Here is an 18,808-nt window from a genome sequence, read left to right on the forward strand (position 1 = left end):
GGCGCCGCATCACAGCGAATTGAGCTCGGCGAGCTTCCACGTCCCATCCTGGCGGACCATGTCCACGCTCAGCCGTGAGGCCGAACTGGCCGCCTCGGGCGCGTCCTTGGTGGAGACCATCCGGTTGAGCATGACCAGCACGGTGACGCGCTCGGCGTCCGTCACCTCCTGCGGCGCGGCGGCGGCGACGGTCGCGTAGACGGTGGCCTCCTGCTGCTTGGCGGCGGAGGAGACGGTCGGCATGGACTGCTCGACGAACTCCGACAGCGCCGGGTCGGCGAGCCGTTCCCGTACCGCTCCGAGGTCCGCGTCCACCGTCCGGTGGTCGTAGGTGAACATCTGGGTGGTGATCTCGCGCGCCGCGTCGGTGGCCGCCCGGGGCGCGGCCGCGATCTGTTCCTCGATCGCCGTCGCCTCGCGGGCCTCGACGTACTGCCACGTGGCCAGGCCGGTGACGACGACGAGGACCGCCGACACCAGCGCCAGGGCGGTGATCAGGGTGCGCCGACGGGCCGGGTCGATCGGTTCGCGGGACGCCGGCGCCGGCGAGGGCGTCGAGGTGGCCGGCCGGGCGGTCGCCCCGCCGGCGGTGTCCTCATCCGCTCGTGCGTCGGCGGTGTCCTCGTCCGCTCGTGCGTCGGCGGTCTCGGTGCGGGGCATGGCCTCCATGCCCTCGAACAGCCCACCGGCCCGTGCGGCCTCGAGGGCACGCTCGCGGGCGGCGTCGGCCTTGCGCTGGGCGCGGGCCGCGCGTTCGGCCTCGCGCCGGGCGCGACGGGTGGCGCGGATGTCGGAGTCGGGAGTGGTCATGGGATGAAGTTCACCCCCGTGACCTTCATCTCGCCGTCGTCGTGTCGGTTCACGGTCACGCGCACACGGTACTGGCGGTCCTGGTCCTCATCGGACTTCGGGTTGCCGATGGTCTGGTCGATCGCCATGATCACCTCGGCCCGGTCGGGGTAGGAGTGTTCGACGGCGGCGGCGGACACCACACCGTCGGCGACGACATTAGTGGTCTTGACGACGTCCTCGTACGAATCGCGGCGAGGCGCGAACTGCTCCGAGAAATCACCGTCGATCAGGCCGACGATCTCGTCGACGTCCTCCGACAGTGTCTCCTGCCTGATGGTCATGAGCTTGGTCATCACGGTCGTCGCGAAGTCACGGTACGAGGCGTCGAGTTCGGCGGCGGAGGCCCGGTCGGCGCGCACGGAGGCCGCCGCGTTCCGCTCACCCAGCCACAGCGACGTCGCGACGACGGCGGCCACGAGGCATACCGCCGCGACCACCGCGGTCACGGTGAGCCACAGGCGCCCACGGTCGGCGGGGTTGTCGTCCGGCTGTGGCACTAGGTCACTCCGTTCGTGAGGATGTCGGCCAGGTCGGCGTCCGCCGGGAGTCGTCCGGCATCACCGAGGTTGAGCTGACGATACGTCTTGCCGTCGGCGCCCAGGTATTCGCCCGTCGACGGGTCGTACATCGCGGCCGACGTGCGGATCTCCTGTTCTCCGGTGTCCGACGACGGCACAACGTTCCACCCGTTGGGGTTGTTCCCGGGCGGACCGACCTCGCTCGTGTCCGGGGGGTTGATCCCCTCGGGTTGGTAGTCGTTCGCCGCGCACTCGGCGGGCGACGCCGCCCGCCGGCCGGGGTACTCCATGCACGGCAGGTTGCGGGCGCCTCGCACGACCTGCTGCGAGTCCTGGGGCACCTTGCAGTAGATGCCGTTGATCAGCGGCGGCACCGAGAGGTCCGCCGGCGAGCGGCGTTGATCGGCCGGGAGGAAGCCGGTGGTGCACGGCGGGGTCTCGTTGATCTGGAGGTTGAAGTCCACCTTGATCTCACCGGTGTCCTTGGCGCCGTTGATGGCGGTGATGAGCGAGGACACCAGGGCGGGGTAGATCACGAGGAGCTGCTCGATGGAGCGGTTGTAGACGACGCCCACCTCGCCGACGCTCACCAGATTGGCGACCAGCACCGGCATGGTCGGCTGCAGATCGTTGAGGACCTTGGTCGCCCGCGCCAGAGAGTCCGGGCCGCGTTGGATGATCGAGGTCAGCTGGGGCTCGTTGGTCCGGAGCTGATCGGTCAGGTCAGCGAGGTTCCGGGTCCAGGCCCGGATCGAGTCCGACGAGCGGAGCTGGGAGTCCAGGACCGGCTCGGCGTCGGCGATGAGCTGACGGGTGACGTCCGTGTTGGAACGGGCCTCCTCGAGCAACAACTGGGCCGAGTCGAGGAAGCGCTGCAGGTCGCGCTCCGAGCCGTTGAACGCGTCGAACGACTCGGAGATCACGCGTCGCATCTTGGCATCGTCGATCGACGCCATGAGCACGGTGGCCTGGTCCAGTACCGGTCCGATTCCCTGGGGCATGTCGACCCGGTCCCGCCCGAGCACGGACCCGTCCGCCAGCTCGCCGCTCGGTTCGCCCTCCGGGACGAACTCCACGTATTGCTCACCGATCGCCGAGACGCTGCGGATCTGGGCCCGGACGTTCTGCGGGACATCGGCCCGCGCGTCGAAGTGCAGGTTCGCCACGACGTGCCCGGGTGTGAGGGTGACGGAGTCGACACGACCGATGACGTTGCCGAGGTACGAGACGTTGGCGTTCTGGTAGAGGCCGCCGGTGTCGGGCATCTCCAGGGCGACGTCCGTGCGCTGCCATCCGAAGGCCGTGGGCAGCTTGAGGTAAGACACCGACATGACCGTGAGGGCCAGAACGGTGACCACGGCGAAGATCGTCAACTGGATCTTGACGAGACGGGTCATCGCGGTGCCTCCTCGGTCGGGGTGGCGGACGGCTCCGCGGGTGCGGGGTCCCCGTCGGGCTGCTCCTGCGCCGGCGCGGTGGCGGCCCCCGCGGCCGCGGGCACGCCGTCGGGTGCGGGCGTGCCGTCGGGTGCGGGCTCCGGTCGGGGCACGTCGAGGGAGTACGGGTCGGCGCCGGCGAACGGGTTCGGGGCGAGTCCGACGTACCCCTCGACACCCGCCATCCGGTTGCCGAACTCGGTACCGAGGAGCATGGTCTCCGCCAGGCGCGGCATCGTCGCGTCAGCGTGAATGTAGAGGTTGGCGTAGTCCCCGCGCAGGAAGTTGTCGATACCCGCCTGCGGGAACGGGAAGGTGATCAACGAACTGAGCACCCGGGTCATGTCACGCCCGGCGTTCGCCAGCCCCTCGAGCACCGGGGTGAGATCGCGGAGGTTGTCCACGAGATCCTGTCCGCCGCCCGCATCGATGACCTGGTTGGCCTTGTTGCCGAAGTCGCCGAGCGAGACCAGGGCCGTGGTCAGCTGCTGCTTCTGATCATTGATCAACGTCAGCGCCTCCGGCATCTGGGCCAGGGCCCGGGCGAGGGTGTCGTTCTGCTCGTTGATCTGTCGCGACAGACGGTCGAGCCCCTCCATCGCGGCGATGATGTCGGCACGCTGGTCGTCGAGTCCGCTGACGGTGGTGTCCAGCTGCGTGAGGACCTCGTTGGCGTCGATCTCGCGGCCGTCCAGGGCGGTGTTGAGCTCGGTGGCGATGGTCTCGAACTGGGCCAGGCCGCCGTCGGTGAGGACGACCGACAGCGCCGACAGGGTCTGCTCGGTGGTCGGGTAGACACCGGCGCGGGCCAGCGGGATGACGTCACCGTCCGCCAGTGTGCCCTGCGGGTCGCCCTCCGGCGGCGGGAAGAGCTCGAGGTGCTGGGAGCCCAGGAGGCTGGTCTGCCCGATCTTGGCGTGGGCGTTGGCCGGGAGCCTGACCTCCTCGTTGAGGCTGATCGTGACGATCGCGGTGTAGTCCTCCACCCGCATGGCGGTGATGGAACCGACGTTGACATCGTTGACCCGCACCGGGGAGTTGCGGGTGATGGTCGTGACGTTGGGCATCTCGATCGTCACCTCGTAGGCACCCTCACCCTTGCCCTGGGCCCCGGGGAGCGGAAGGGAGTTGAGACCCTGCCACGAACACCCGGCCCCCGAGAGCAGGACCACCGTGCCGAGCGCGCCGACCGCCCGCAGGCGGGATCCGGATCCGTTGCCGAGCATCAGGCACCTCCCGTCACGAGCAGGGTGTCGGTGAGGTTGTCCCCACGGTTGACGACGTTGACCAGCGGGTCCGGGCGGTCCGACACCGGCTGCACACCGGGCGGGGTCCGGGTCCCGGGCTTCTGGGAGTCCCAGATCTGGTGGGGCTCGGCGGTCGGGGTGATCGGCGGGGTGACCGCGCCGTACGGGTAGTTGGAGGTCAACGAGTTGAACAGCGGACCCATGTACTCGGCGCACAATTGCGCATCGGACTCGGCGGTGTTGTTGGCCAGGCCGGCGATGGCGCCGCAGATGAAGTTGGTCGGGTTGGCCATCTGGTTCATGGCCAGGACACCGGTGAGCACACCCTGGTACGGCCGGTAGATGTTGTAGAAGTTCGACATCGCCGTCGGCCCCACGTGCAGCACGCCCTCCAGTTCCGCCCGGCGGTCGCGGACGACCTCGGTCGCCCGGCCCAGCTTGTCGACACCGGTGGTGACACGGTCGCCGTGGTTCTCCAGGAACCGGTTGATGTCCATCACCGCCAGATCGAGATCGCGCAGGGCCGCATCGATGTCCGCGGTCTGGTCGCCCAGCACCTGGGAGACGCTGGCGAGCCTGCCGCCGAAGGAGACGATCTGATCCTCGCTCTGGGACAGAGCCGTGACGAAGAGCTGCAGGTTCTTGAGGGTGGTGAAGAGGTTCTCCCGGCCGTCGGACAGCAGCGACATGGTCTGCGAGACCTCGTTCAGGGCGTCCCGGATCTCCGCCCCGTTACCGTCGAACATGGCGTCCGCGGAGTCCACGAAGTCGCTCATCGGCCCGGTCTGCTCCCCCTCCTCGGGCCCGAGTGCCGACGAGAGTTTCATGAGTTGGTCCTTGACCCCGTCCCACTCGACCGGGACGGCCGTCCGCTCGACGGGGATCGTCCCGCCGTCGGGCATCTCCTCCCCACCGGTGAAGGCGGGGGTGAGCTGGATGAAGCGCTCGGCGACGAGGGACTGCGCGACCAACAGTGCGTTGGCGTCCGCCGGGATGGCGACGTCGCGATCGACCTCCATGGTCACCTTGGACTTGCCGTCCTCGGTGGCGATGTCGGAGATGCTGCCGACTCGCACACCCAGGACCCGCACGGTGTCGTCCTCGTAGACACCCCGGGTGGACGGGAAGTAGGCCGTGATCGTCTTGGTGCGGGCGGTGAAGAACCACACCGCGCCCACGACGATCGCGATCACGGCGAGCAGCGCCACGACCTTGGCCGCGGTGGAGGACAGGAGTCGACTCATCGGGGCAACCTCTTCTCGCCCCAGCCGGGGTGCTCGTCCATGAACGTCAGCTCGGGAGTACCCGGCATGGTGGGTTCACGGACCAGACCTGGTTCAGGCTGGACGCGGTCGTCGATCAGCGGCATGACGTCCCGGAGGATCGTCTGCTGGTAGTGGCCGAGGGACAGGTTGGATATGTAGGCGTTGAACCACGGGCCGGAGGCGACGGCGTCGCCGAGCGCCGTGGAGAAGGGGACGATCCGGCGCAGGCCCAGGTCGATGTCGTCCTTGTTGCGGATCAGTAGATCGGAGACCTGCTCGAGCTTGTCCAGGGCGGGCCCGAGTTGGGCCTCGTTGTCCTGGACCAGCCCCGACAGCTGACGCGCGAGTTCGTCGATGTTCATGATGAGCTCGCTGAGAGCACGACGCCGCAGGTCGAGTTGTGTGAACAGGGTGTTGCCGTCGACCATGAGCTGGTTGATCTGGTCGCTGCGCCTGCCCAGCACATCGGTGGTACCGGCCGCCTTCTCGAGCAGTTGTCGGACCCCCTCGTCGCGTTCGTTGAGGGAGCGGGACAGACGGGTGATCCCGTCGATCGCACCCCGGACCTCGGGAGACGACCCCTCCATGGTCTCGGCGAGAACGGTCAGGGCCTCGTCCACCTTGTCGGTGTCCATGGCCTCGACGGTGTCGCTGAGGTCGCCGAGCGCCGACGTGAGCGAGTACGGGACGGAGGTCCGCTCGATCGGGATCGTGTTGTCCTCGAGATCTCCCCGGCCGTCCGAGAAGACGCCGAGCGCGCGGCGGCCGAGAATCGAGTCCGTCTTGATCTGCGCGGAGGTGTCGGCACCGAGTTCGACACCCCGGTTGATGGCGAAGCGCACCCTCACCCGGTCACCGTCCAGCTCGATCTTGCGGACCGTCCCGACATTCATCCCGGCGACCTGGACGTGGTCCCCGGTGTCGAGACCCGCGGCGTCGGCGACGTAGACGGTCGCGTCGCGCATGCCGTTGACGTAGGGGATGCGGTCGTAGTTGAGGGAGATCCCCATCAACGCCACGGCGCCCACTGCTCCCCACACGCCGAGCTTCTTGGGATCGCGGTCTCGGAACCGGAGTTGACCGCGGGGCGCCTTGGGGGGCGCCTGGCTTGAATCGTCACTCATCGGGGAAGGCACACCGTCCCGTCGTCTGCTCGTACTGCGGCATGTAGAGCCCCTGCCCGGTGGCGGGGTCGGTGATCTGCACGATGTTGCCGCACAGGTAGAACTGGAAGAAGCTGCCGTAGACGCCCAGCCGACCCATCTTCTCGAAGTCACTCGGCAGTCGGTTGATCACGTCCTCCACGAAGGGCTCGTCCTCGTTGATCAGTGTCGCCACCCTGTCGAGCTGCGCGACGTCCTCGCGCAGGGCCGGCCGGACATCCGCCAGGAGGGTCGTCATGTTGGCGCTCGCGTCGTTGAGGCGCGAGACCGACTCACCGATCGGTTCGGAGTTGGCGGACAGCCCGGAGACGAGCTGCTGGAGGTCGTCGACGATCGAATCCACATTGTCCTGGTTGTCCGCCACCGTGGTGAGCACTCCGTTGAGGTTGGTGATCACGTCGCCGATGAGCTGATCGCGGTCCGCCAGCGTCTGTGTCAGGGATGACGTCGCGGCGAGCAGGTCCTGGACGGTCCCCGACTCCCCCTGGAACACCTTGACGATGGACTCGGAAAGCTGGTTCACCTGGCCGGGATCGAGCGCCTTGAACAGCGGTCGGAACCCACCGAGGAGCGCGTCCAGATCCAGGGCCGGCGATGTCTGGGACAGCGGTAGCGTCCCGCCGACCTCGAGCGGGGACTGGTCACCCTCCCCGCGTTTGAGTTCCAGGTACCGGTCCCCGGTGAGGTTCTCGTAGCGCACCATCGCCTCGGTGCTGGTGTGGACCACCTGGTCCCCGGCCACCGAGAACTCCACGGCGGCGGTGTTCCCCTCCGCCAGTTCGATGCTGGCGACCGTGCCCACCTCGACGCCGGCGATCCGCACCTTGTCCCCCGGTTCGAGACCGGAGACGTCGGTGAAGGCGGCGTTGTAGTCCTCGGTGTCACCCGACCGGTACTCGCTGAAGACCACCACCAGACCGATGAGGACCAGCGCCATCACCGTGGTGAACAGCGTCAGCTTCACCACGGTGGCGCGGAGGTCGCGCGCTGCCGCGCGCCCCGCGCTCACGGGGTGCCCCCGTCCATGCCGAGCATGACCTGCAACAGGGTCGGCGGGGCGGGTACCCCGGGGACGGTCGGACGGAGCGGACCGAAGAGCGGCGCGGGGCGAGAGGTGAACACGTCGGGCATACCCTCCACGGGGTTGGAGCCGGTGTCGGTGACGACGAACGGGGCGTGGACGTCCGGGTCCGGGAACGGCAGTCCGTAGCAGTTGGGCCCGGTGCTGGCGTTGACCTTCGGGAGGTCCTTGGGGTACTCGTACGCGCGCGCACCCTGCTGGAAACCGGCCTTGAACACGAGGCCCGGCTGGTCCTTGCCACCGAAGGCGGACATCGCGCCCTCGACACCCTGGTTGAGCCCGACGATCAGACAGGTCAGCATGGGCGAGTACTCGGCGAGCAGGCTGGTGGACGCCCGCAGGTCCGACAGTGTCTTGACGAGCTCGTTGCCGTTCTCCGACAGCAGCCGCTTGCCGGTCTCCCCGGTTCCGATGCTGGAGGCCAGCAACTGCTCGAACCGGGCCTGGTTGTTGACCACATTGGCGCCGACGTCCGTGCCGGAGTCGAGCAACCGCATCAGGTCGGGCGTGACGTCGGCGTAGAGGTTGGCCACCCGGGACCCCTTGGCCAGGTCGCGCTGGAGGGTCTCGATCTGCGGGTTGATCTCCTGCAGGTAGTCGTTCAGATCGGTGATCGTGCGCCCCACCTGCTCGCCCCGGCCGTCGACAGCGCCCGAGATGGCGCCCAGCGTGGCGTTGAGCTTCTCCGGCTCGATCGCCTCCAGCAGGACGGTGAGGTCCTCGAAGAGGGTGTTCACCTCGGTGGTGACGTTGGACGTCTCGACGACGGCCCCGGCCTCGAGGGCCGTCGGGGCAGGGCGCGCCGGGGGTTCGAAGTCGACCGACTTGGCTCCGAAGACCGTATTGGACCCGATCGTCACGACCGAGTTGGCCGGGATCGCCTCGAGAGCGGCGGGATCCACCTCGATGTCGAGGGTCGCACCGTCGAACTCCTGGCGGATGTCGGTGACATTGCCGATCTCGACGCCACGCGAACGCACCTTCGCGTCGGCCTCCATGACCAGACCCGCGCGATCGCTGCGCACGGTCAGCGGCACCCGGTCGTCGAAGGCGCGCACGAACATCAGGAGCGAGAGCGCGACCACGACGACGATGAACAGCGCCAGGCTCGCGGCCGCGATGCGCCTGGGCACCGCGTCGCTCTGACTCACCGTCCTCGCCATCTGTGTCTCCTATCCCGACAGGTTGAAGTTGCCGTCTCCGCCGTAGATCGCGAGGGAGACGAGAAGGGTTACGGTCACCACGGCGATGAGCGAGGTGCGGACGGCGTTTCCGACGGCGGTGCCGACTCCGGCGGGACCGCCGGCCGCGTTGTAGCCGTAGTAGGTGTGGATGAGCATGATCGTGATGGCCATCGCGATGGCCTGCACGAAGGACCACAGGATGTCCGTGGGGATGAGGAACGTCGAGAAGTAGTGGTCGTAGACGCCCCCGGACTGTCCGTAGATCTCCACGGTCGCGAACCGGCTCGCCAGGAACGAGGCGATGACGGCGAGGGAGTACAACGGCACCACGGCGATCATCCCGGCGACGATCCGCGTGGAGACGAGGTAGGTGACCGAGTCGATCGCCATCACCTCGAGTGCGTCGATCTCCTCCGACACGCGCATCGCGCCCAACTGGGCGGTCGCACCGGCCCCGATTGTGGCCGCCAACCCGATGCCGGCGATCACCGGGGCGGCGATTCGCACGTTGATGAACGCCGCGAAGAAACCGGTGAGCGCCTCGACCCCGACATCCGTGAGCGACGAGAACCCCTGGACGGCGATCACGCCGCCGGTGGCCAGGGTGAGGAACCCGACGATCACCACGGTGCCGCCGATCATCGCCAACGCGCCCGTACCCATGGCGATCTCGGCGATGAGCCGCAGCGTCTCCTTGCGGTAATGCGTGAGCGCCCGCGGCGTGGCCAGCAGCGCTCGCCAGAAGAACAGGGCGATGCCGCCGAAATCGTCGATCCTGCCGACGGTGTGGTGCCGGGCCCGCGCGAGGCGCGGGAACCGGGTGGTCTCGATGACGGTCACCTCACGCCCCCAGGACCTTGACACCCACGGCGGTCACCACGGTGTTGACGACGAACAGCGCCATGAACGCGAAGACGACGGTCTCGTTGACCGCGTTGCCGACCTCCTTCGGACCACCGCGGACATAGAGCCCCTTGTAGCAGGCGACCAGCCCGGCGAGCATCCCGAACAACCCGGCCTTGACCTGCGCGAGTATCAACTCGCCGAGGCCGGTGAGCAGCGTGATGCCGTTGACGAAGGCCCCCGGGTTGACTCCCTGGAGCAACACTGAGAAGAGGAACCCGCCAAGGATGCCGATGGTGCACACCAGCCCGTTGAGCAGGAGGGCGACGAAAGTCGACGCCGCGACCCGGGGCACCACCAGGCGCTTGACCGGATCGATGCCGAGCACCTCCATCGCGTCGATCTCCTCGCGGATGGTGCGCGCTCCGAGGTCTGCACAGATGGCGGTCGCGCCTGCGCCGGCGACGATGAGCACGGTGACCATGGGGCCCACCTGCGTCACCGCGCCGAGAGCGGCTCCGGCGCCGGACAGGTCGGCCGCGCCGATCTCGCGCAGCAGGATGTTGAGCGTGAAACTCACCAGGACCGTGAAGGGAATCGCCACCAGAACGGTGGCCAGCATCGAGACGCGGGCGATGAACCAGGACTGCTCGACGAACTCCCGGCCCTGTCGCACGATCGTCGGGAAGGAGACGAAGGTGTCCAGCGTCATGGCGACGAAGTCGCCGATCCCTCTGAGCGGCGCATCGATAACCCTCGCCATGGCGCCCCCTCCTGTCTTTCATCCCCCGGGCCACGCGCGATCGGCCACCGTGGCCTGGACTACCCCGGCCTGAACAAGTGACCGTTTCGTGTGATCCCGATTACACAGTATCTAGAACGCGTTCTATCTGGCAAGGGCTTCCCCATCCCCCCGACCGGTGCCCCTGCCAGCTCGTGTCGGGGGAATCTAACACGCCCGACACACCAATAAGTCGTCCCCGGCGCGATCGATGTCGATCACGCCGGGGACGGGCCCGCCACTCAGAGCTTCATGATCTCCGCAGCGGAGAAGGACTTGCCCTCCGGGCGGCCTGACCAGTGCCCGGAGATCGCATCCGCGAACTCGCGACGGTCCCATACGCCGCCCTCTGCGTCGAACCTCTTCTCCACGACGGGCGCCTCCACGAGCGCCACCATCCCGCCGTATACCACGAACAGCTGACCCGTGACGTCCGCGGCAGCGGGCGAGGCCAGGTAGGACACGAGGTCCGCGACCCGGTCCGGCGAGAGCGGATCCGGCCCTTCGGAGGGGTCCCAGGGCTCGAAGACCGCCTCCGTCATCCCGGTGCGACCGCGCGGGGCGATCGCGTTGGCGGTGCAGCCGATGCGCTCCAGCACCCGCGACGCGGACAGCGTCAGCGCGGTGATCGCGGCCTTGGCCGCGCCGTAGTTGGCCTGGCCGGGCGGGCCGAAGAGCCCCGCCTCCGACGAGGTGTTGATGAGCCGGCCGTAGACCGGCCCCCCGGACTTCTTGCTCTCCTCGCGCCAGTGGGCGGCCGCATTGCGGGTGAGCAGGAAGTGACCGCGCAGATGCACCTTCACGACCGCGTCGAAATCCTCGTCGGAGAGGTTGAACAGCATCTTGTCGCGCGTGATCCCGGCATTGTTGACCACCACGTGCAGCCCACCGAGCTTGAGGGCCTCGGCCACCATGGCGTCGGCGGTCTCCCGCTCGGAGACGTCGCCCACGACGAGTGCCGCCTTGGCTCCGGCCGCCTCGATGTCCGCGATCACCGCGTCTGCGGCTTCACCGGCGCGGATGTCGTTGATGACCACCGCGGCCGCGCCCGACCTGGCGAGCTCGACCGCCTCGGCCGCGCCGAGACCCGAGCCGGACCCGGTGACCACGGCGACCCGCCCGTCGAGTGAAAGGTCCGCGTCGAGCTTCTCCCGACCCATCCCCGCGGTCACTCCGCGGCCTTCAGCGCGGCCATCGGGCACTTCTCCACAGCCTTGAGTGCGCGCTTCTGCAGGTCCTCGGGGACCTCGTCGACGATCACACGCACGACCTCGTCGTCGTCGTTCAGCTCGAAGACCTTCGGCGCCAGGCCGACGCACACGGCCTGCCCCTCGCAGCGGTCGGGATCGACTTCAATCCTCATGCCGTCCTCCTCGGTCGCACCCACGGCCACCATGGCCGCGAGATGGTTGGATACTATGTGAGACACGACACTAGAACGTGTTCCACTCACCGATGAGCTTAGGGCATATGGACATCACCTACACCACCGACCAGGAACGTCTGCGCGGGGAGTTGCGCGAGTATTTCTCGGCACTGATGACCCCTGAACGACGCGAGGCCTTCACCTCCACCACCGGCGAGTACGGGCACGGCGACGCGTACCGCGAGATCGTCGCGGAGATGGGCCGAGACGGCTGGCTGACACTGGGGTGGCCCGAAGAATTCGGCGGGAAGAACCGGCCGATGATCGAGCAGCTCATCTTCACCGACGAGGCCGCGATCGCCGGCGTCCCGGTGCCGTTCCTCACCATCAACTCCGTGGCGCCCACCATCATGGCGTTCGGCTCCGACGAGCAGAAGAACTACTTCCTGCCCCGGATCAGCCGCGGTGAGCTGCACTTCGGCATCGGCTACTCCGAGCCGGACTCCGGCACCGACCTCGCGTCGCTCCGCACGCGGGCGGTCCGCGAGCCCGGGACCGGTGAGCACGAGGGCGGCGAGGTCTACCGGATAAACGGTCAGAAGATGTGGACGTCGCTGGTGGCGTACGCCGACTGGATCTGGCTGGCCGCGCGCACCGATCCGGACGCCAAGCGCCACAAGGGCATCTCCATGATCATGGTGCCCACCGACGCCGAGGGCTTCTCGTGGACCCCGGTCCACACGATGGCCGGCCCGGACACCAGTGCCACCTATTACCAGGACGTGGTGGTCCCGGCGAGCAACCTCGTGGGCCCCGAGCACGGCGGCTGGCCGCTCATGACCAACCAGCTCAACCACGAGCGCGTCGCCCTGACCTCGGCGGGGCCGCTGCAGGCCTCACTGCGGCAGGTCGTGCAGTGGGCGCGCACCACCCGCTCGGCGGACGTCGGCATGCCCGGGGACGGCACCGTCATGGACAACGAGTGGGTGCGGACCCACCTGGCCCGCGTCCACGCGATGGCCGAGTACCTGGCCCTGCGCAACTGGGAGATCGTCTCCGCGGACACCGCCGCGCCCACCCGCATCGCCGCGTCGGCGACCAAGGTGTACGGGACCGAGACGGCGTGCGAGGCCTACCGGTTGCTCATGGAGGTCCTCGGATCGAGCGGCTACCAGCGCTCCCACTCCCCGACCGCCGCCCTGCACGGGCGCATCGAGCGCCTCCACCGATCGGCGCTCATCCTCACCTTCGGGGGCGGCACCAACGAGGTGCAGCGCGACATCATCGCCACCGCCGGATTGGGGCTGCCCCCGGCGCCACGTGTCGCCCCCGCGCCGTCCGCCAGCACCGCCCGGAAGGAGCGCTGACATGGATTTCTCCGTCGACGACACCACCGCGGAGCTGGCCGCCCTCGTCCGTGACATGGGCGAGCGTCTGGTCACCGACGACTCCCTGCGAGAACTCGACGCCCGGTTCGGCCCCGGCACCGAGTCCGGCGGAACCGACCGCGACACCGCCCGGTTCCACGCCCGATACTGGGAGGAACTGGTCCGGGCCGGCGTCCCGGCCGCCCTCGCCCCGGAGTCGATCGGCGGCGCCGGGCTGGGGGTGATCGGCGAGGCCCTGGTCCTACGCGAGTTGGGCCGGGTCGTCGCCCCGGTTCCCCTGTCCCCCGCGATACGCGCGGCCCACCTGCTCGAGGCGGCCGGGCAGACCGACCGCGCCACCGCCGTGGCGGAGGGGCGCGAGATCGCCGCTGTCGCCGACGGCTGGTCCGTCTCCGCACCGGAGGTGGACTGGGCGCCGATCGCCGATGTGATCGTCCGGTCTTCGGCCGACGGCCTACACGTGACGGACGGCGCGGCGGTCACCGTGGAACGCACGGTCCCCGTCGACTACTCGTGCAGCGGGCTCGTCACCGGTGACCCCGGCGACGCCACCGCGCTCGCCGCCGGGGCGCTCGAGTTCGATGCCCTGCGCCGCCGCGTCCACCTTGCCGCCCACCAGTGGGGCGTGATCGAGGCCGCGCTCGAGCGCACCGCCGCGTACGCGAGCACCCGCCACCAGTTCGGTCGCCCCATCGGCACGTTCCAGGCCGTCGCCGCCCGCCTGGCGGACGGGTCCATCGACGTCGACGCCGTCCGGTTGAGCACCCTGCGCGCCGCCTACGAACTCGACGCCTGTAGCGGCGACCCCGGACCGACCGCACACGCGGCGGTGGCCTCCGCCCACTTCTGGGCCTGCGACGCCGGCCACCGCCTCGCCCACACCGCCGTGCACGTCCACGGCGGCGTCGGGCTGGACCGCTCCGAGCCCGCCCACCGCTACTTCCTCGCCGCGAAGGCCGACGAGTTCCGCCTCGGCGGCGCCACCCGGCAACTGCTCGACCTAGGCGACGTGCTGGCCACCGCAGGCGACCCCTGGGAGTACTCGGCGTGAGCGGCGCGGTGAAGACGATCGCGGACGTCGCCGCCCAGCCGTTCACCTCCGTCGCCGACGCGGTGCACGCCCTGTCCGCCGTCGGCGACCGCGGAATCTGGTCCGACGGTCGGCTCACGCCCTGGTCTGACGCCGTCCGCGCGGTGGCCGTGCGGATCGCGGCGCTTCGGGACCTGATGGGCTCGTCGTCGTCGCAGTCACGAACCACGACCACGACGCAGACGGCTCCCCCGGCGCGCCCGCCCCACGTCGGCCTCCTCCTGGCCGGCACTCCCGAATACCTCCACCTGCTCGGTGCGGCGGCGTGCTCGGAGCTCGTGGTGGCCGGGCTCAACCCCACGAGGCGCGGCGAGGCGCTGGCCCGCGACGCGGCCCTCGCCGACTGCGCCCTCATCCTCACCGACACCGACAACGAAGCCCTCCTCGACGGGCTCGGCCCCGACGTCCAGGTGGTCAACGTGGACTCCCCCGAGTGGGCCGCGCTGCTGGACCGGCACGCCGACGCCGCGCTCCCGGCGGTGGCGGACGTGCCGACCGGCCCCGACGACCTGGTCGCGCTGGTGTTCACCTCGGGCACGAGCGGCGACCCCAAGGCCGTCCGGATCACGCAGAGCAAGATCTCCGTCCCGGGGCGCATGCTCGCCGAGAGGTTCGGCATCGGGACCGGCGACTGCGTGTACAGCGCGATGCCGCTCTTCCATTCCAACGCCGTCATGGTGGCGTGGCCGATCGCCCTGTACTCGGGGTGCTCGATCGCCCTCCGGCGTCGCTTCTCCGCCTCCAACTGGCTCGACGACGTCCGGCGACACGGCTGCACCTTCGCCAACTACGTCGGCGCACCCCTGTCCTACATCCTCGCCACCCCCGAGCGGCCCGACGACGCCGACAACCCGATGCGCGTCGTCTACGGCAACGAGGCGCCCGCCGATGTGCGTCGCGAGTTCGCCCGGCGATTCGGCGTCACCGTGGTGGACGGGTTCGGCTCCAGCGAGGGTGGCATCTCCGTCACCCGCACGCCCGCGACCCCCGATGCCGCGCTCGGCCCGCTGCCGGACGGGGTGCGGATCGTCGACCCGGAGACCGGGGACGAGCGCCCCCGCGCCCGGTTCGACGACGCCGGCGTCCTGCTCAACGCCGACGAGGCCGTGGGCGAGATGGTCGCCGACGGGCCGGGCCTGTTCGCCGGGTACTACGGCGACCCCGCCGCCGACGCCGAGAGGATGCGTGGCGGCCGGTTCCACTCCGGTGACCTCGCGTACGTCGACGACGAGGGGTGGGTCTACTTCGCGGGCAGGTCCGGTGGCTGGATGCGCGTCGACGGGGAGAACCTGGCGGCGGCCCCCATCGAACGCGTGCTGCGGCGCCACCCCGATGTGGCCGAGGTCGGCGTGTACGCCGTGCCGGCGGAGACCGTGCGCGGTCCGGCCGCGATCGGCGACGCCGTCGCGGCGGCGGTGGTGCTGCGCGAGGGGGTCGACGCCTGGGCGGTGGCGGACGGGTTCGGCGACTTCCTGGCCGCCCAGACCGATCTCGGTCCCAAGCAGTGGCCGTCGCTCCTGCGGGTGACCGCCTCCCTGCCCCGGACGGCCAGCTTCAAGTTCCGGGCGCGCGATCTCACCTCGCTGGGCGCCGAGTCAGCCGGCGACAGGGTCTGGGTACGCGACGGTTCCACGGCGGGATTCACCCCCGTCTGACGTCCTCGGTAGGTTTGGCGTGTGGACCACGCCGTGAACCCCGACCTGCAGCATCCCGCCGGCGACGGCATCAACGATGACGGCGTCGCCGGCGAGGACGACTTCGGCATCTCCGCGCCCGTCCCGCCCAAGCCGCTGCTTCGCGGGTGGATCCACGCCGGCACCCTGCCCGTGGCGATCGCGCTGGGCGTCGTGCTCACCGTGCTCGCCGAGGGCACGGCGCTGACCTGGGCCAGTGCCGTGTTCCTGGCGACCTCGTCGCTGCTGTTCGGAATCTCGGCGCTCTACCACCGTCTCAACTGGGGCCCGCGGGCCACCGCGCTGATGCGCCGGCTGGACCACTCCAATATCTTCCTGCTCATCGCCGGGACGTACACGCCCATGACGGTGGCGGCGCTGGAGCCCCCGACCAGCACGATCCTGTTGACGCTCGTGTGGTCGGGCGCCCTGCTCGGCATCATGTTCCGCCTGTTCTGGCTGTCCGCGCCGCGGTGGCTGTACGTCGTTCTGTACATCGGCCTCGGTTGGACCGCGGTGTGGTTCGCCGGCGATCTCATCGACGCCAACCTGGCCGCCGTCATCCTGGTGCTGGTCGGTGGGGTCGCCTACACCGGCGGCGCGGTGGTCTACGGGCTCAAGCGACCCGACCCGTCGCCGGGCGTCTTCGGCTTCCACGAGGTGTTCCACACCTGCACCGTCATCGCGTTCGCCTGCCACTGGGCCGCGATGCTGCTGTTCGTCCTGACCAGCTGATGACCTGCTGACGACCTGCTGGCCCGATGGCAAGCTGGGCGACCGCTCCGGCGAGCCGCCCGATACAGAAACGAGAATCCGCTATCCCGATTCCGGATCCGCTACCCGAATTGGGCTGGCGGATCCGGAATCGGAGTAGCGGATCTGGCCGATGACGGCGAGACGGGCCCGTCCGGTCAGGCCAGGGTCGCGCGCAGCCGCTCGACGGCGGCCTCGTACTCGGCGACGATCTGCGCCATCGTCTCGGCCACGGGCACCACGCCCTCGAGGGAGCCGATGATCTGGCCGGCGGGCATGGCCACGACCTCGGGATCCTGCGCCTCGGAGATCCGCTGGTGGGCCTCCGCGACGAGGATGTTCTGCAGCGGCATGGGCAGCGGGTCCGGCGCGTCGTCGGCGGCCCACGCCTCGGTCCACTTGCTCTTGAGCAGCCGTGCGGGCTTGCCCGAGTAGATACGGGTACGGACGGTGTCGCGGCTGGTCGCGGCCACGAGCGCCTTCTGCATGGCCTGCGACCCACCGTCCTCGGCGTACTCGGCGGCCGTGAGCCAGCGCGATCCCATCCAGGCGCCCTGCGCGCCCATCCCGATCACGGACGCGACCTGGGTCCCGTCGCCGATGCCACCGGCGGCCAGCACCGGGGCCCGGCCGTCGAGGGCCTTGACGATCTCGGGGACCAGCACCATCGTCGCGACGTCGCCGGTGTGACCTCCCGCCTCGCCGCCCTGGGCGATCACGATGTCCACGCCGTTGTCGACGTGGGCCAGGGCGTGCTTGGTGGCGCCGGCGAGGGCGGCGACCTTCATCCCGTTCTCGTGGGCGAGGTCGATGATGTGCTTCGGCGGCGAGCCCAGGGCGTTGGCGATGAGCACCGGCCGGTGCTTGAGAGACATCTCCACGTGCGACTGGGCGACCGAGTGGAGCCACCCGATGACCCCTGCGTTGTGCTCGGCGTCATCGCCGAGCGGCGGCACCCCGAGATCGTCGAGGACCCGGGAGACGAACGCCTTGTGCTCCTCCGGGATCATCGCGGCGATGTCGGAGGGACTGCCCTCGGTGGGCACCTTGTTGGGCATGACGATGTCCACACCGTAGGGCTTGCCGTCGGTGTTCTCGTCCATCCAGGTGAGCACCTCGTCGAGCTCCGCGGCGTCGTTGTAGCGGACGCACCCGAGGACGCCCATGCCGCCGGCACGGGTCACCGCGGCCGCGACCGCCTTGGACGGGGTGAAGGCGAAGACCGGGTACTCGATCCCGAATTCCTCCGCGAGGGAAGTGCGAATGCTCACTTGCTGATCTCCTGGCTGTCGTCTGCGGGGCGGGACGCGGCGATGTCCGCGGCCCACCGGTAGTCGGGCTTGCCCGCGGGATTGCGCTTGACCGAGGTCTCGACCCACAACGCGCGCGGGCACTTGTAGCGGGCGATCTCCTTGCGCGCGTGCTCGTTGATCTCCTCGATGGGCGGGCACTTGCCGTCACGGGTGTGCAGCACGGCGGCGACCTTGTGGCCCATCCGCTCGTCCGGCACCCCGATCACCAGGGCGTCGAACACGTCGGGATGGGTCTTGAGCGCCGCCTCGACCTCCTCCGGGTGGACCTTCTCGCCTCCGGTGTTGATGGAGACCGATCCGCGACCGAGCATCGTGACGGTGCCGTCCTCCTCGACCCGGGCGTCGTCGCCGGGGATCGAGTAGCGCTTCCCGCGGTACGTTTTGAACGTGGCCGCGGTCTTGACCTCGTCCTTGTAGTACCCCACCGGGATGTGCCCGGTGCGCGCGACCTTGCCGATGACCTCGGAACCGGGCTGGACCTCGTTGCCCTCGGAGTCGAGGACCGTGGTCTCCCCGTCGATCTTCACGCGGGGCCCACCGGTGTGGGTCTTGCCCTTCTCCGCGAGCGCGATGCCGGAGAAGCCGGTCTCGGAGGAACCGATCGAGTCAGAGAGCATGACGTTCGGGAACGCCTCGATGAACTGGTCCTTGACCGACGGCGAGAACAGGGCCGCCGAGGACCCGATGTAGAACACCGACGACGAGTCGTACTTCTCCGGGTCCCATGCCTCGATCAGCGGACGTGCCATGGCGTCTCCCGTGATGAACAGGAGATTGATCTTGTGCTCGGTCACGGTCTGCCAGACGGTCTCGGCGTCGAACTCCGGGATGAGCACGCTGGTGTGGCCGGCGAAC

18 protein-coding genes are annotated in these 18,808 nt (G+C 69.4%); 4 read left to right on the top strand and 14 right to left on the bottom strand.

Annotated elements, in window-relative coordinates:
- Positions 1–9 precede the first annotated feature (9 nt).
- The 12 genes from ABD250_RS05245 to ABD250_RS05300 form a co-directional block, all read right to left on the bottom strand.
- Positions 10–810, bottom strand: a complete 801-nt coding sequence (locus tag ABD250_RS05245; protein ID WP_344391077.1) for a hypothetical protein — start codon at positions 808–810, stop codon at positions 10–12.
- Positions 807–1,349 carry a hypothetical protein gene (locus ABD250_RS05250; protein ID WP_096906008.1) on the bottom strand — a complete coding sequence of 181 codons (543 nt, stop codon included), beginning with the start codon at positions 1,347–1,349 and terminating at the stop codon, positions 807–809. The genes ABD250_RS05245 and ABD250_RS05250 overlap by 4 nt, the downstream gene beginning before the upstream one ends.
- Entirely contained in the window at positions 1,349–2,767 is a 1,419-nt protein-coding gene (locus ABD250_RS05255; protein ID WP_344391083.1) for an MCE family protein, read from the bottom strand. Before ABD250_RS05255 ends, ABD250_RS05250 begins: the two co-directional genes overlap by 1 nt.
- Complete coding sequence (locus tag ABD250_RS05260) at positions 2,764–4,032, bottom strand: MCE family protein (protein WP_344391085.1); 1,269 nt, start codon at positions 4,030–4,032, stop codon at positions 2,764–2,766. The genes ABD250_RS05255 and ABD250_RS05260 overlap by 4 nt, the downstream gene beginning before the upstream one ends.
- Entirely contained in the window at positions 4,032–5,297 is a 1,266-nt protein-coding gene (locus tag ABD250_RS05265; protein ID WP_119191916.1) for an MCE family protein, read from the bottom strand. The genes ABD250_RS05260 and ABD250_RS05265 overlap by 1 nt, the downstream gene beginning before the upstream one ends.
- Positions 5,294–6,442 carry an MCE family protein gene (locus tag ABD250_RS05270; RefSeq protein ID WP_182658415.1) on the bottom strand — a complete coding sequence of 383 codons (1,149 nt, stop codon included), beginning with the start codon at positions 6,440–6,442 and terminating at the stop codon, positions 5,294–5,296. The genes ABD250_RS05265 and ABD250_RS05270 overlap by 4 nt, the downstream gene beginning before the upstream one ends.
- On the bottom strand, positions 6,435–7,490 hold the full coding sequence (locus tag ABD250_RS05275) for an MCE family protein (RefSeq protein ID WP_182658414.1): 1,056 nt from the start codon (positions 7,488–7,490) through the stop codon (positions 6,435–6,437). Before ABD250_RS05275 ends, ABD250_RS05270 begins: the two co-directional genes overlap by 8 nt.
- Positions 7,487–8,725, bottom strand: a complete 1,239-nt coding sequence (locus tag ABD250_RS05280; protein ID WP_182658413.1) for an MCE family protein — start codon at positions 8,723–8,725, stop codon at positions 7,487–7,489. The genes ABD250_RS05275 and ABD250_RS05280 overlap by 4 nt, the downstream gene beginning before the upstream one ends.
- A gap of 9 nt (positions 8,726–8,734) precedes the next feature.
- Positions 8,735–9,577: an MlaE family ABC transporter permease gene (locus ABD250_RS05285; protein WP_371607075.1), complete on the bottom strand. Its 843-nt coding sequence runs from the start codon at positions 9,575–9,577 to the stop codon at positions 8,735–8,737.
- A gap of 10 nt (positions 9,578–9,587) precedes the next feature.
- The gene (locus tag ABD250_RS05290; protein ID WP_096906016.1) at positions 9,588–10,352 is read right to left on the bottom strand and encodes an MlaE family ABC transporter permease; all 765 of its coding nucleotides are present in this window, start codon (positions 10,350–10,352) and stop codon (positions 9,588–9,590) included.
- Positions 10,353–10,612: 260 nt separating this feature from the next.
- Complete coding sequence (locus ABD250_RS05295) at positions 10,613–11,530, bottom strand: 3-oxoacyl-ACP reductase (RefSeq protein WP_067712141.1); 918 nt, start codon at positions 11,528–11,530, stop codon at positions 10,613–10,615.
- Positions 11,531–11,538: 8 nt separating this feature from the next.
- Positions 11,539–11,733, bottom strand: coding sequence for a ferredoxin (locus tag ABD250_RS05300; RefSeq protein WP_067712138.1), 195 nt, complete (start codon positions 11,731–11,733; stop codon positions 11,539–11,541).
- 107 nt (positions 11,734–11,840) lie between these two features.
- Here ABD250_RS05300 and ABD250_RS05305 point away from each other — a divergent pair, with 107 nt between their 5' ends.
- Genes ABD250_RS05305 through trhA form a run of 4 tightly spaced genes read left to right on the top strand, consistent with a single transcriptional unit; the run spans position 11,841 to position 16,622 of the window.
- Positions 11,841–13,103 (top strand): acyl-CoA dehydrogenase family protein, encoded by a 1,263-nt coding sequence (locus ABD250_RS05305; protein WP_096906017.1) that lies wholly within the window; start codon positions 11,841–11,843, stop codon positions 13,101–13,103.
- Between the two features lies 1 nt (position 13,104).
- Complete coding sequence (locus ABD250_RS05310) at positions 13,105–14,175, top strand: acyl-CoA dehydrogenase family protein (protein WP_341255066.1); 1,071 nt, start codon at positions 13,105–13,107, stop codon at positions 14,173–14,175.
- A complete protein-coding gene (locus tag ABD250_RS05315; RefSeq protein ID WP_341255067.1) occupies positions 14,172–15,869 on the top strand; it encodes an AMP-binding protein in 1,698 nt (565 codons plus the stop codon). The genes ABD250_RS05310 and ABD250_RS05315 overlap by 4 nt, the downstream gene beginning before the upstream one ends.
- A gap of 21 nt (positions 15,870–15,890) precedes the next feature.
- On the top strand, positions 15,891–16,622 hold the full coding sequence (gene trhA / locus ABD250_RS05320; protein WP_182659438.1) for a PAQR family membrane homeostasis protein TrhA: 732 nt from the start codon (positions 15,891–15,893) through the stop codon (positions 16,620–16,622).
- 176 nt (positions 16,623–16,798) lie between these two features.
- Here trhA and ABD250_RS05325 read toward each other — a convergent pair whose 3' ends face one another.
- Positions 16,799–17,905, bottom strand: a complete 1,107-nt coding sequence (locus tag ABD250_RS05325) for a nitronate monooxygenase (RefSeq protein ID WP_182659439.1) — start codon at positions 17,903–17,905, stop codon at positions 16,799–16,801.
- Between the two features lie 2 nt (positions 17,906–17,907).
- The coding region (locus ABD250_RS05330) for an AMP-binding enzyme (RefSeq protein ID WP_344391098.1) at positions 17,908–18,808 on the bottom strand (901 nt) is incomplete at its 5' end.

Origin of the sequence: Dietzia cercidiphylli (genome assembly GCF_039531545.1) — a bacterium.
In the GTDB taxonomy this organism is placed as follows: Bacteria; Actinomycetota; Actinomycetes; order Mycobacteriales; family Mycobacteriaceae; genus Dietzia; species Dietzia natronolimnaea.